Source organism: Paraburkholderia sp. J69-1 (assembly GCF_905220255.1).
In the GTDB taxonomy this organism is placed as follows: Bacteria; Pseudomonadota; Gammaproteobacteria; order Burkholderiales; family Burkholderiaceae; genus Paraburkholderia.
The window spans coordinates 360,574-373,304 of the sequence record NZ_CAJMZG010000004.1; the positions used below are offsets into that span (position 1 = coordinate 360,574).

The following is a 12,731-nucleotide window of genomic DNA, read 5'->3' on the forward strand; positions in this document are numbered from 1 at the left end:
CTCAAAGAGTAGTCGATAGATTTTTTGAGGTACTAACAAGTTGGCAACTCAGCTTCCGTACTTCGCGAAATAAAGCTCGTAGCCCGCCTTCCATCCCGGCGAGTTGTACGCGCCCTGGCTTTCGTGAACGACCGAGATCGGCCACGTGCCCATGCGCAGGCGGCGCAGTTCGGCCTGACGGCAGAAGTCCATGTCGTAGAAATGGAACTCGAACTGCTCGTCGAAGCGCAGTCCGCTGCGCGCGAGCGTGTCGCTATCGACGCTCAGGAACAGCCCGTCAAGCAGCTTGCAGTCCTTCTGCGAAGGCCCGAAATTCGATGCGATTTCGCACGGGAAGCCGCCCTTGCCGTGACCCACGGAACCGCTCAGGAACTGACGGTTTTCCCACACGAGTTCCGGCGTGATTGCCCACGATGGCTGCTTCGGCAGCCGGCGGATATTGCCGGCGAGACCGATCACGTCGAAGCGGGCGAGCGATTCGCGAACGCGTTCGGCCCAGAACAGATCGAGAATCCAGATGTCGTCGTGAACGAACACCAGATGCGCGGGATTGTCCTTTGCATCGTCGATTGCCGCGTTGTAGATGGTCGACAGTCCGCGCGTGTTGCTATCGAACAATTGCAGTTCGACATCGGGCATACGCTCGAAAAGCTTCAGCGAGCGGCCCAGCGCCGTGTCGGTCAGGAACTGCTCGCGGCTGCTGCGCGTGCCGCACACGAGGCGAACGGCCTTGCGCGTCGAAGGCGGCACGTTGGTCAGGCGCAACGAGGTGATCGGCGCGCTGGCGGTTCCCGAAGCGCCTGCGGCACGCGCTTGCGGTTCCAGAATCACCGGCGCCTGGTCCGCCTGCGTCGGCACTTCGAAATGCACCGGCGCGAGGTCGTCGCACCAGCGCTGCCACATGACGCGCAGCGCTCGCGAGGCGGCGTTCGCAATCACATCGGCATTGATGAGCGGCGACTGCATGCAGTGCGGGCGAAGCTCGCGCCGGATCGTCGCGAGCGCGTCGAGGTCTTCGGCGAGCGCTGCGCATTTGGCGACGAAATCGTCCTTGTCCTGGGCGACGAAGGCGTCCTGCAGGCCCAGATGCGTGAGCCAGCCGGTGCTGCCGCGGCTCGCCATCGAGTAGCCTGGCAGCGTCACGGTCGGCACGCCCATCCAGAGCGCGTGCATGGTCGTGGTGGAGCCGGCGAACGGGAAGGCGTCGAGACAGACGTCGACCATGTTGTGCTGCTCGAGGTAGTTCGCCACGCCTTTGCGCTGCATGAAGCTGACGCGGCTCGCATCGATCCCTTCTTCCACAAAGCGCCCGGCCAGCCGCGTCATTTGCTCGACCGACGAAATCGCGCCAATCAAAAGGCGGGAATCGGGCACGCTCTTGAGCACGCGCGCCCAAAGCTTCACGACTTCCGGCCCGATCTTCACCAGCCGGCTGAAGCTGCCGAACGTGATGTAGCCGTTCTTCAGCGCGGGCAATTCCTTCACCTCGGGCGCGTCGGTATACGGCTTGAACGGCGCGAGCGCGGGCAGGAAGGCGAGTTTTTCCGAGAACTGGCTGGCGAACTGGTCGAGCGGCGTGACGTTGCGGTCCGACATGTAATAGTCGATTGCCGTCAGCCCGGTCGTCGCCGGATTGCCGATCCAGCTTGCCTGGACGGGCGCGGGTTTCTCCGCGAACGTCACGAGCCGGTTGCGGCCCGTATGGCCCGACAGGTCGATCAGGATGTCGATGCGGTCATTGCGGATCTGCTGCGCCAGTTCCGCATCGGTTTTGCCGAACGCTTCGTGCCATTCGTGCGCGTGCTCGCGGATCTGCTGGGTGAATTTATCGGTGAAAACGTAGTTCGAATAGATGCAGATCTGCAGGCCAGGATCGCGCGCCAGATGTTCGAGCACCGACTGGAAAAAATACGCTACCGGGTGATTGATCAGGTCACCCGAGACAAAGCCCACGCGCAGACGGCGCGCCGGATCACGGTCGTTGGCGTGCTTGGGCGGGCTCGTCTGCAGCCGCGTTTCATGACGCTCGCCGAACTTGCGGAATTCCGCAAAGGCGGTCGGTGCGTCGAGGTTTTCCTTGTGCATCAAGCAGAACAGCAGATTGCTGTGCGTCGGCGCCTGAAGCGGCGCGAGTTCGAGCGCGCGGCGGAAGGCGTCTTCGGCGTCTACGTATTGGCCATGCTCCGACAAGGCGTTGCCGAGCGCGTCGAGTTCGAGCGCGTCACCCGGCGCCAGTTCGACGGCGCGCTTGATGTGCGGGATGCCTTCGGCGTGGCGGCCAAGGCCTTGCAGCGACGCTCCCAGCACGCGATACAGCGGCGCGCAGTCGGGAAAGCGCTCGAGCGCCTGGCGGCAATGCTGCTCGGCGAGCGCATAGTTGCGCGCCATGCACAGCGTATTGGCAAACACGACCTGGGCCATCTGCAAATCGGGCAACAGCTTCGCGGCCCGCTCGGCGGCGTGCAGCGATTCTGCATAGCGGCCCGTGCGCTGCAGCGAGTGCGCGAGTCCCAGCCAGCATTCGCCGTGGCCCGGATTGCGCTTCACGAGGCGGCGCACAAGCTCGAGCGCCTGCTCGATCTTGCCGTTACCGAACAGGGTCGTGAATTCGCGCATTTCCGCAGGCGAGGCGCGGCGCTTGTCCTCGTTCTTGTCCTTCTTGACTTCGCTTTCCGGCTGCGCGGTTTCGGGCGCCGGCGTTGCTTCGGATGCCGAATTGTCGACGGCGGGAGGTGCGCCGTCGGTGCCCGGAAGCTGCGCGCGCAGCGTGTCGAGGGCATAGGCCGGAACGTGGCATTGCTTCGCGAGGTCGAGCGCTGCGCGCGCGGCTTCGATCTGCTTGCTGCCGACCAGCGCGTTGAAATAGTAGATCCAGAGCTGCGCGAAATTCGGCGTCTGGCCGAGCACCAGTTCGAAATGCGGCACGGCTTCGGCGGGCCGCTCGGTCTGCATGAGCAGGACGCCCATGTGGTAATTCGCGTCGACGTGATCGCTGTCGGCGTCGATGACGGCGGCGTACAGCGCCTCAGCGTCGGCGTATTCCTTGTTTTGGTGATGCTCGATTGCCGCCTGCATCACAAGGTCGATGTCCTGTTCCCGTTGCGCTTCGGGGCTGAGCGTAGTCGTGTCGGTCAAAGTGGGGGAAGCGGTCATGACGAAGGCGCGCGAACGCGTCCAGGAGCGGAAGTTGAGGGAATTATGAGGGGCGGCCGAGCGCGCCGATGCGCCGAGGTGGAGGCAAAATTACCGCTAATTTGACGGGTAAGTGGCGCTCTGGCGGCGCGTGCCGGGCGCCGCAAAAAGGGCGCGAAAAACAAACGGCCCGCACGAGGCGGGCCGCAGTTTATGCGTGCGCCGTGCAGGGCGCACGGAACGTTCGTGGCGACAGGTTCAGAACTGCGCGACGCGCTGGTACTGGCTGACGTTGCGCGTTGCGCGCATGCTCGCCTGATACTCCGTGCCGAGCGCTCTCTGCGCGGCCTGGGCAGTTTCGGCGATACGCGCGTCGATTGCCTGGATTTCCTTGATCTGCGCGAGCGCGGCGGGCGTCTGCTGCGCGCCGAGCGACATCAGCAGCGGCGAGCGTGCGTCCGCGAGTTGCGCGGCCTGCGCCCATTCGCCGACCGCCGCGGCCTGCTCGATGGCCTTGGTGAATTGCCAGATGCGTTCGATGCGGTTCTGTGCGTCCATGGCTCGCGCTCCTTGTTCCATTCGCTCGCGTTAGCTCTTGTTGGTGGCCAGCGCACCCGCGCTGTTGGTGCCGCCGAAGAGCTGCGTCAGATACTGCTGGTTGTTGTTCATCGTCGCCATCAGCGTGTTCAGCGCCGTGAACTGCGCCGTGTACATGCTCGTGAGCTGCGTCTGGTAGTCAGTCAGATTCGTCTGCTTTGTCGTCAGGCTCGTCAGGTCGGCGTTGAGCGCGTTGGTACGCGTCGCGATCGCACCGGTGCTCGACAGGTAGCTCGCGATGTTCGTGTTCAACTGCTCCGCCACGCCATTGGTCGAGCTGAACAGCGTGGCGATGGTCGATTGGTTGTTCTGCAGCGCGCTGTTGAGCGTATCGCTGTCGATCGACAGCGTGCCGTCCGCGCCCAGCGAGACCCCGATCGAGGCCAGGCTGGTCGTCGTATTGCCGTTTTTCACGCCGGTTGCCACGATCGTCGCGAGCTGGTTCTGGATCAGGTTCAGCGTCGAATCGCCGAGCAGCACGCCTTGCGAGCTCGAAGTCGAGCTGAACGACGTCAGCGTGCCCATCGTCGTGACCAGCGTGTTGTACAGCGTCACGAAATTGTTGATCGCGTTCGACTGCGCGGTCGTATTCTGCGCGACCGTCAGCGTCTGGGGCGACGAACCGGTCGTGTCGACGGACGCGGCCGAAAGGCTCAGCGTCACGCCCGACAAGGCCGACGTCACCGTGTTGCTTGCACTGGTCACGCCCGTGCCGTCGATCGTGAAGTAGGCATCCTGCGCCGCCGTCGACTGCGTCCAGGACGTCGTGTTGTCGATCGTCGACTGGTTGGCGGTGAGATCGGTGGACGTTGCGCTGCCCTTGCCCGTGAGCGTCGTGCCCGAGGTCGTCGTCACGGCGAGGTTATTCAGCGCGTCGCCGGCCGTGGCGTCGCTGATGCCCACGGTGATGCCGTTCGTGGAGCCCGTGGTGGTCGCGTGCAGCACCAGGTGGGCGCCGTCCGCGCCGTTCACCACCGATGCCGTCACGCCGGGATTGTTGCTCGCGCTGTTGATCGCGGCCGCAATGCCGGAAACGGTGCTGTTCGAGCTGTTCAGCGAAATCGTCGTGCTCTGGCCGTTGACGGAGAGCGTCATGGTCGCCGACCCGCTGGCCAGCGCGGTCGTCGCGCCGTAGCCCTTCGAGGTCAGCACCTGGGCCTTGGCGATCTGTGCAACGTCGAGCGAATACGTGCCTGCGACTGCGCCGCTGGCAGCCGTCGCCGTGATGCCCGTGCCGCTGGTGGTCGCCGCGAAAGAGTTGACGGTGGTGCCGTCGGAAAGCGTGCCGAGGCTTGCCTGGAGCGCGGAAAGCGCCGCCGAGAGCGTGCCGAAGGCGGAAATCTGGGTGTTGTCGGTCGACTGCGAGGTCGCGATGGTCGCGGCCTGGCCGGCGATCTTTGCATTGACGAGCGCCGAAACGAGCGAGCTCACATCCATCGACGAGTTGCCGGTCGAACCGCTGATGATCGACTGTGCGGCTTCTTGCAGAGCGGCATTCGATGACGCCGTAGTCGAGGCGACGGTGCTCGCGATCGTGCTGGCGGCCGAATTTACGGTGGACATGGACAGGCTCCCTGCTTGGGCGATGTCGTTTGATTCGATTCAGATCGGGGAAATGCCAATCGGGAGGCGAGCCTCCCGACCGGTTTGCGCCGCACGCACCGGATAAGGCGCGGGTGCGTGCGAGGCTTGCTGCGAGAAGCGCTTACTGGAGGAGCTTCAGGATCTGTTGCGGCTGCGAGTTCGCTTGCGCCAGAACCGAGATACCAGCTTGCTGCAGAACTTGAGCCTTCGACAGGTTAGCCGTTTCTTGAGCGAAGTCAGCGTCCTGGATCGACGATTGTGCCGTCGAGAGGTCGGTCGACTGAGCTTGCTGCGTGGTGCCGATTGCCGTGAAGCGGTTCTGTGCCGCGCCGAGCGTTGCCTGCAGGTTGTTCAGGACGTTCAGTGCGTTGTCGACCGATTCCATCGCCATCGAAGCGCCGCTTTGCGAGCTGATGTCGATGTTGGCAACCGTCGTCGGCGTGTTGTAGGCCGTGATCTGCGTCATCACTGCTGCGTCGGTAGCCGAACCACCAGCCGTACCCAGAGCCGTCAGAGCCGAGTCGCTCAGCGTCAGCGCCGTGCCCGAACCTGCCAGTGCGTTGCCGCTGACCGTTGCGCCCGTTGCCGAGAACAGTGCGCTGACTGCCGTCGAATCCAGTGCCGAGTCGTTCTGGTCGGTGAAGGTGAAGCCGCCGCTGCCGTCCGAAACGACGTTGATCGCCGTGATCGCGCCCGTGCCGCTCGTGACTGCGCCACCCGACGAATCCAGGCTCAGGCCCGTGAACGTGCCGAGCGTCTGGCCAGCTTGCGGAACGCCGCTGCCAACCGATGCTGCCGACATGTTTTGCGACAGGTTCAGCGTGATCGTCTGACCGACGTTCGCGCCAACCTGGAACGACACCGAACCCAGCGTGCCGTTCAGGACGTTCATGCCGTTGTACGTCGTTTGCGACGCAATACGGTTAATTTCCGAAACTTGCTGCGAGACTTCCTGTTGCAGTGCTGCGCGGTCCGTGTCGGTCATCGAACCGTTGGTCGCTTGCGTTGCCAGCGAACGGATACGTTGCAGGCTGCTGGTCAGCGACGACAGGCCGCTCGATGCGGTTTGCACCATCGACACGCCGTCGTTCGAGTTCGACACACCTTGATTCAGACCGTTGATCTGGGTCTGCATGATGTTCGAGATCGCGAGACCTGCTGCATCGTCAGCTGCGCTGTTGATGCGCTTACCCGACGACAGACGGGTAATAGCTTGCGACAGTGCGCTGCCCGAGCTGGTCAGGTTTTGTTGTGCAACCAGCGAGTTGATGTTGCTGTTAATTCCGAGCATGGAAATTCTCCTAGTCGGGCAATTAGCCCGTTACAAGCCACAATGACTTCGGCGGAAGCCTGGGTTCATTGCTGGCCGCCTCAGTAAAGGTTGACGGCGTGGGTGCAGAAAACTTGAGGGAGAAGCGCAAACATTCGAGACCTGATTTGCAGCACGCATAACAGCCTTTGCTCGTCGCCGGCTTCCTGCGTACTACCGGTCGCCATGCGCTTTCTCCCGCGTGCAAGTTTGTTTACGGCAGCACTTGCAAACGATTTAGTGCAATTTCCGCAGCGCGCTGCAGCGATGCCCGAGCGGGCGTATCCTCACTGGTTCCGCTCTCGCCCTACTTTGGAGACATCATGGAACTACGCAGGATCGGCAATTCCTCGCTGCAGGTCGCACCGCTCATGTTCGGCGGCAACGTGTTCGGCTGGACCGCCGACGAAGCCACCTCGTTCTCGATCCTCGACGCGTTCGTGGACGCGGGCCTGAATTTCGTCGATACCGCCGACGTCTATTCCGCCTGGGTGCCGGGCAACCAGGGCGGCGAATCGGAAACCATCATCGGCAAGTGGCTGGCGAAGAGCGGCAAGCGCGACAAGCTGGTGATCGCCACCAAGGTCGCCAAGAGCGCGCATCGGCCGGGGTTGTCGGCGGCCAATATCGCGGCGGCGGTGGAAGATTCGCTGCGCCGCCTGCAGACCGATTACATCGACGTCTACTTCTCGCACGAAGACGACCAGAAAGTGCCGCTCGAAGAAACGCTGGGCGCGTACCAGAAGCTGATCGAGGCGGGCAAGGTGCGCGTCGCGGGCGCGTCGAACTACACGGGCGCGCGCACCGAAGCAGCGCTGGCGCTCGCGCACAAGACCGGGCTGCCCGCGTACCAGATCGTGCAGCCTGAGTACAACCTCTACGATCGCGCCGGTTACGAAGCCGATATCGAGCCCGTCGCGCTCGCGCAGCAGATTGCGGTCGTGCCCTATTACAGCCTCGCGAGCGGGTTCCTGTCGGGCAAATATCGCTCGCGCGAAGATCTGGCGAAGAGCGCGCGCGGCTCGCGCGTGGAGAAGTATCTGGATCACCGCGGCATCCGCATCCTCGCGGCGCTCGATTTCGTGGCGCAGCGCCACGGCAGTACGCTGGCGGCGGTGGCGCTCGCCTGGCTGATCGCGCGCCCGAGCATCACGGCGCCGATCGCGAGCGCAACCTCGCTCGAACAACTCGACAGTCTTGCGGCCGCCGTGCGCCTGAAACTCGATCCCGCCGATATTCAGGCGCTCAACGAGGCGAGCGCCTGATCGGGGACAGATAAGGAACTGATTATCGGGTGATTATCTGGAAAAGGTTGCCGGCGTTCGAACGTCGGCTAACCCAGGACTCCTGACGGTGCGCGGTGCGGATTGCAGACCGCGCCGGCGTCGCAAGTGACTGAAGAGACACAAGAAACCCCTGGTCGGCCAGATTTTTTCCTGATATCATTGAGAGTGAATTGAGATCTCTGCCTGTTTTGTTGCCGTGTTCGTTACTGTTGGCGGCCGCAAACCGGCGGTCAGGCGTGTTGCAGCAAGGTCAGCCTGGCCGCGTTCCGCTGTGAACCCCCTACTTCTCTTTTCCGGCCTCCGTGGCCGCCTTGCCTCTCGTTACACCCCCACGTTGGTGGACGACCGGAGGGCCGGTGCGTGAATGCATTTGTGTTCGCGCCTTTGTACCGTATCAAGTGATTGAGTTAGGACATACATGACGACGATTCTTCTGAAGGAAAACGAGCCGTTCGAAGTGGCAATCCGCCGCTTCCGCCGCGCAATCGAAAAGAACGGCCTGATCGCAGAACTGCGTGAGCGCCAATCGTACGAAAAGCCGACGGCTGTTCGTAAGCGTAAGAAGGCAGCTGCAGTCAAGCGTCTGCACAAGCGTCTGCGTAGCCAGATGCTGCCGAAGAAGCTCCACTAAGAGCCGATTCAGCTTCCGCCAGACGGCGGCGCATGCTTCGAAAGAAGCTGCGCCGCCGTTTGCATTTGTGGGCCGGATTTTTCGGTCGGCTTATTCGGCCGATGTCGTGGAAAGGCCGCGTTCAGGCGGCGTCCAGCAAGCGTTGCGGCGAGAGCCTGAACTGCGCGGCAATCGAAAGCAGACGCTCGCGCCATTCCCACACCCCGAAGACATCGTGCACGTTCTGCAGGCAACTCAGCAGGCTGACGGTGTTGGGATCGTAGATGTTGATGTGCGCGTGCAGGAGCGCTTTCTTGAGCGCGGCCACGCCCACATCCATATAGGCGGGCACTTCGCTCGCCTCGCGCGAGATGAAGCGCACGGGGATGCCTTCCATCGCGCTCATATAGTCGCGCGGCCGAATGAAACTGCCGACCGGGCAGCCGCCGTAGTTATGCAAACCGCCGCCGCTATAGCCGCCGCGATAAGCGCCGCCGCCGCACGGCAGCAAGGCTGCGCTGCCCTGGCCGTAGAGATGCGCCACGGCGCGGTCGAAGATGTCCTGATGAGTCAGGAAGTGCACGTTTTTCATGTCGGCCCCCTGCGCGTCGCACAGCGGTTAGGTCTGCCGGATGCATCTGCGCACGCCCTTCGGCGCGCTTTCTTCGTCTTGTGTCCTGATTCGAATCGTGTACTGGCCCCGTCAAGACGAAGTGCCCCGGACGCATCCGATTCCACTTATAACGGCGCGGCACAGAAAAACCGTTGGGCGGCGTACCCTGACGGTTAAAAATCGGCATGTTTATGCGTCTCCGCGTGCCCGGCGGCAGTGCGCGCAGCCTTGATATACAAGGACGCGCGGGTTGACCTGGGACTTTCCCGCGCCGTCAGGCGTCTTGCGTTGCGGCGGGCTTGCTCCGGCTTTTGCTTTTCGGCTTTACGCCGCCGAGCGCCGCGCACGTCTTGCGGCACATGCAGGTTTTCTCGTGGTCGTTGACCATGCCCACCGCCTGCATGAACGCGTAGCAGATCGTGGTGCCGACGAACTTGCAGCCGTATTTCTTCAGCGCCTTGCTGAGCGCATCCGAGACTTCAGTCGAGGTGGGCGCGTCGCGATAGGAAGCCAGGTCGTTCTGCAACGGCGTGTCGTTGACGAAGGACCAGATAAACGCGGCCAGCGAGCCGTGCTCCGCCTGGATCTGCAGCACGGCGCGCGCGTTGAGAATGGTCGATTCGATCTTGGCGCGGTTACGCACGATCGAGGCATCGGCCATCAGGGCCTCGACGTGCTTCGGCGTGAAGCGCGCGACTTTGGCGGCGTCGAAATTCGCGAAAACGCGCCGATATCCTTCGCGCTTGTTGAGTATCGTCGACCACGACAGTCCAGCCTGCGCGCCTTCGAGGATGAGCATTTCATAGAGATGCCGGTCGTCGCGCGAGGGCACGCCCCACTCTTCGTCGTGGTATTGCGCGAGGGCTTCGCTCGAGGCCCAGCTACAGCGGTGTGTCACGGTCGTTTCTCCTGGCGGTGGCGCTTCGCAAGAATAGCGGATCGCCTGCGCGCCGCCACCTGGCCATCCGGCCAATTGTGCGAATCACGCCAAGCCGTTAGTCTCTGCGGCACGTTAGTTACTCAAAGACTCCTGGAGTCCTTCAAATCATGCAGACCTCTTCCTGGTTGATCGGCGTCGATGGTGGCGGTACGGGCACGCGGGTCGTCCTGGGCGACGCGCATGGCAAGGAACTCGCCCGTGCGAGCGCGGGGCCGTCGGGGCTGGGGCTCGGCATCGGGCGCGCCTGGCAGTCGATCGAGGAAGGCGCGCGCGCCGCGTTCGCGCAGGCGCAGATCGCGTTCGACTGGTCGCAATGCGTGCTCGGTTGCGGGCTGGCGGGCGTGAACAATCCTGAGTGGCTTGCAGCGTTTCGCACCGCCGCACCGCCGGTTGCGGGCCTCGCCGTGGAAAGCGATGCCTACACCACGCTGCTCGGCGCGCACGGCGGAGAAGCCGGCGTGGTCGTGGCGCTGGGCACCGGCAGCATCGCGGCGGCGCTCGATGCGTCGGGCGCTTGCCGCATTGCGGGCGGTTTCGGCTTTCCGTCCGGCGACGAGGCGAGCGGCGCGTGGTTCGGCCTGCGCGCCATCACGTGGGCGCAGCAGTCGCTCGACGGCCGGGTCGCGCCTGATGCGTTCTCGCAGGCCCTGCTCGCGCACACCGGCGCGACAGATCGCGACAGCCTGATCGTCTGGCTCTGCGCAGCGAATCAGACCGCCTATGCGAGCCTTGCGCCCGTGGTGCTCGCCCATCGCGGCCATCCGTTTGTGGCGACGCTGCTGGCCGAAGCCGGCGAGGCCGTCGCGCGCATGATCACGGCGCTGGACCCGGCGGCCGCGCTGCCCGTGGCGCTGGCGGGCGGTCTGGGTGCGCCGCTGAGCGAATGGGTGCCGCAAGCCATGCGCGAGCGTCTGCGCGCGCCGCTCGCGGATTCGGCCAGCGGGGCCTTGCGGCTGGCGTTGCGCGAAAGCGAGCGCATGCGTGCAGCGTGAAGCGCTGCGCGGGTCTGTCCCAAAAACGCGCCCGTCGTGTTCGGGTGCTAGCATTGACGGTTTCCCGCTAGCCGCCTGAATTGCCATGTACAAGGTTATCGCCACCGATCTCGACGGAACGCTGCTCAACGCCGACCATCAACTGGACCCGTTCACGGTCGCCACGCTGAACAAGCTCGACGCACAGGGGCTGACGTTCATCATCGCCACGGGCCGTCATTACAGCGATGTGTCCGGTATTCGCGACATCCTCGGGATTCCGGCGTATCTGATCACGTCGAATGGCGCGCGCGTGCATGGCCCCGACAACGCGCTGCTGCACGCGAGCAATCTGCCCGAGCCGATGGTGCGCCGCCTCGTCGCGCCGGATACGGTGGGCGCGCACGGTCGCGTAATCGTGAGCCTCTACACGGATACGGAGTGGTTCATCGACCGCGACGCGCCCGAACTGCTCGCGTTCCATCAGGATTCCGGCTTCACGTACCGCGTGACCGAAGATCTGGCCACGCTCGGCGGCGCGGGTATTGCCAAGGCGCTGTATATCGGCGAGCCGGCCGATCTCGCGCATGTGGAAGCCAGCCTCACGCGCGAATTCGGCGACGCGCTCTATATCACCTATTCGCTGCCCGATTGCCTCGAAGTGATGGTTGCGGGCGTGTCGAAGGGACGCGCGCTGCGTGTCGTGCTGGAACAACTCAATGTGGATGCCGCGCGCTGCGTCGCGTTCGGCGACAACATGAACGATATCGACCTGCTCGAAACGGCAGGCCATCCGTTCATGATGAATAACGCGAATCCGCTGCTGATGGAGCGTCTGCCGAAGGTGCCGCGTATCGGCAACAACTTCGAGGCGGGCGTTGCGCATCATCTGCGCAAGCTGTTCGCGATCGACGACGAAATCACGGGCTAGATCCCGAGTTAATGCGCTTCGTTGAACGCCCGCGTTTTATTGCGCGGGCGTCTGCGAAGCCGGCTGCGGCGCGGGCAATCCTGCGCACGGGCAATCGTCGGCGACGCTATCCAGATCCTCGCGATCGTGGCTGAAGCGCAGGCGCGGCGAGCCGCTCGTCCAGTCCACGCGCACGACGTAGATACTGTCGAAATCCGCGCTCTTCCATTTAGGCACGTCGGAGGCCGAACCGCCGTGTTCGGCGACCATCTTGCGCACCAGCGTTTCGATCTCGCGATGTTCCCAGCCGATCAGCACCGTGCGATTGCGCATCGATGGATCGAGCAGGGTTTTCTCCAGCGCATGCGTGTGCGAATGGCCGTAGGGCGTCTGGATCGGCAGTCCGAACTGAATTGCCGTGGGCTCGACCGTCGCAAGCGGGCGCACATAGTAATAAGCGTGGCCGCGATCGTCTTTCTGCTCGCCCGGGTCCGGCGCGTAGACCGCGTCCGGTTTGCCGTATTTCGCGGCGATCACAGCAGGCAACGCCAGCGCGCGGTTCAGGCCTTTGCAGTTGAGCTGGCCGAGCCCTTCGGCGGGCTTTTCGCCGTGGCGCACGAAGATCAGCGTCGTGGTGTTGGCCGCATCGGGCGTGCTGGCGGCGTAGGCCATGCCCGCGCTGGCGAGCAGACCGCCCGTCGCGGCGAACCATTGCAGCGCCATCGATCCAGCGAGACGCCCCAGCGAATATCGTGAATGCTTCATGCCGCGCGCCTTGC

At 63.7% G+C, this 12,731-nt stretch carries 11 protein-coding genes; 4 read left to right on the forward strand and 7 right to left on the reverse strand.

The window, feature by feature from the left end; genetic code table 11:
- Positions 1–48: 48 nt before the first annotated feature.
- From U5A67_RS09875 to U5A67_RS09890, 4 genes are all read right to left on the reverse strand, one after another.
- A complete protein-coding gene (locus tag U5A67_RS09875; RefSeq protein ID WP_321813845.1) occupies positions 49–3,153 on the reverse strand; it encodes a tetratricopeptide repeat protein in 3,105 nt (1,034 codons plus the stop codon).
- Between the two features lie 237 nt (positions 3,154–3,390).
- Complete coding sequence (locus U5A67_RS09880; RefSeq protein WP_321813846.1) at positions 3,391–3,690, reverse strand: flagellar protein FliT; 300 nt, start codon at positions 3,688–3,690, stop codon at positions 3,391–3,393.
- A gap of 30 nt (positions 3,691–3,720) precedes the next feature.
- Positions 3,721–5,292 carry a flagellar filament capping protein FliD gene (gene fliD, locus U5A67_RS09885; RefSeq protein WP_321813847.1) on the reverse strand — a complete coding sequence of 524 codons (1,572 nt, stop codon included), beginning with the start codon at positions 5,290–5,292 and terminating at the stop codon, positions 3,721–3,723.
- A gap of 142 nt (positions 5,293–5,434) precedes the next feature.
- A complete protein-coding gene (locus U5A67_RS09890; protein ID WP_321813848.1) occupies positions 5,435–6,604 on the reverse strand; it encodes a flagellin in 1,170 nt (389 codons plus the stop codon).
- Between the two features lie 341 nt (positions 6,605–6,945).
- On the opposite strand from U5A67_RS09890, the gene U5A67_RS09895 reads away from it, so the two are divergent.
- A complete protein-coding gene (locus U5A67_RS09895) occupies positions 6,946–7,887 on the forward strand; it encodes an aldo/keto reductase (protein ID WP_321813849.1) in 942 nt (313 codons plus the stop codon).
- A gap of 439 nt (positions 7,888–8,326) precedes the next feature.
- Entirely contained in the window at positions 8,327–8,539 is a 213-nt protein-coding gene (rpsU, locus tag U5A67_RS09900; RefSeq protein WP_006401410.1) for a 30S ribosomal protein S21, read from the forward strand.
- A gap of 121 nt (positions 8,540–8,660) precedes the next feature.
- Here the strand turns inward: rpsU and U5A67_RS09905 are convergent, their stop codons facing one another.
- Positions 8,661–9,110, reverse strand: coding sequence for a hypothetical protein (locus U5A67_RS09905; protein ID WP_321813850.1), 450 nt, complete (start codon positions 9,108–9,110; stop codon positions 8,661–8,663).
- A 295-nt stretch (positions 9,111–9,405) separates the two neighbouring features.
- Positions 9,406–10,029, reverse strand: coding sequence for a DNA-3-methyladenine glycosylase I (locus tag U5A67_RS09910; RefSeq protein WP_321813851.1), 624 nt, complete (start codon positions 10,027–10,029; stop codon positions 9,406–9,408).
- A gap of 149 nt (positions 10,030–10,178) precedes the next feature.
- Here U5A67_RS09910 and U5A67_RS09915 point away from each other — a divergent pair, with 149 nt between their 5' ends.
- Together U5A67_RS09915 and U5A67_RS09920 are read left to right on the forward strand one after the other, a co-directional pair.
- Positions 10,179–11,063: a BadF/BadG/BcrA/BcrD ATPase family protein gene (locus tag U5A67_RS09915; protein ID WP_321813852.1), complete on the forward strand. Its 885-nt coding sequence runs from the start codon at positions 10,179–10,181 to the stop codon at positions 11,061–11,063.
- Between the two features lie 85 nt (positions 11,064–11,148).
- Positions 11,149–11,973 (forward strand): Cof-type HAD-IIB family hydrolase, encoded by an 825-nt coding sequence (locus U5A67_RS09920; RefSeq protein ID WP_321813853.1) that lies wholly within the window; start codon positions 11,149–11,151, stop codon positions 11,971–11,973.
- A gap of 36 nt (positions 11,974–12,009) precedes the next feature.
- On the opposite strand, the gene U5A67_RS09925 is transcribed toward U5A67_RS09920, so the two are convergent.
- Positions 12,010–12,717 (reverse strand): histidine phosphatase family protein, encoded by a 708-nt coding sequence (locus U5A67_RS09925; protein WP_321813854.1) that lies wholly within the window; start codon positions 12,715–12,717, stop codon positions 12,010–12,012.
- Between the last annotated feature and the right edge of the window lie 14 nt (positions 12,718–12,731).

Excerpts from the sequence above, each read along its gene's own strand:
- rpsU (WP_006401410.1), top strand. The coding sequence starts at position 8,327 with ATGACGACGATTCTTCTGAAGGAAAACGAGCCGTTCGAAGTGGCAATC.
- U5A67_RS09905 (WP_321813850.1), bottom strand. The coding sequence starts at position 9,110 with ATGAAAAACGTGCACTTCCTGACTCATCAGGACATCTTCGACCGCGCC.
- U5A67_RS09915 (WP_321813852.1), top strand. The coding sequence starts at position 10,179 with ATGCAGACCTCTTCCTGGTTGATCGGCGTCGATGGTGGCGGTACGGGC.
- fliD (WP_321813847.1), bottom strand. The coding sequence starts at position 5,292 with ATGTCCACCGTAAATTCGGCCGCCAGCACGATCGCGAGCACCGTCGCC.
- U5A67_RS09895 (WP_321813849.1), top strand. The coding sequence starts at position 6,946 with ATGGAACTACGCAGGATCGGCAATTCCTCGCTGCAGGTCGCACCGCTC.
- U5A67_RS09890 (WP_321813848.1), bottom strand. The coding sequence starts at position 6,604 with ATGCTCGGAATTAACAGCAACATCAACTCGCTGGTTGCACAACAAAAC.
- U5A67_RS09880 (WP_321813846.1), bottom strand. The coding sequence starts at position 3,690 with ATGGACGCACAGAACCGCATCGAACGCATCTGGCAATTCACCAAGGCC.
- U5A67_RS09875 (WP_321813845.1), bottom strand. The coding sequence starts at position 3,153 with ATGACCGCTTCCCCCACTTTGACCGACACGACTACGCTCAGCCCCGAA.
- U5A67_RS09925 (WP_321813854.1), bottom strand. The coding sequence starts at position 12,717 with ATGAAGCATTCACGATATTCGCTGGGGCGTCTCGCTGGATCGATGGCG.
- U5A67_RS09920 (WP_321813853.1), top strand. The coding sequence starts at position 11,149 with ATGTACAAGGTTATCGCCACCGATCTCGACGGAACGCTGCTCAACGCC.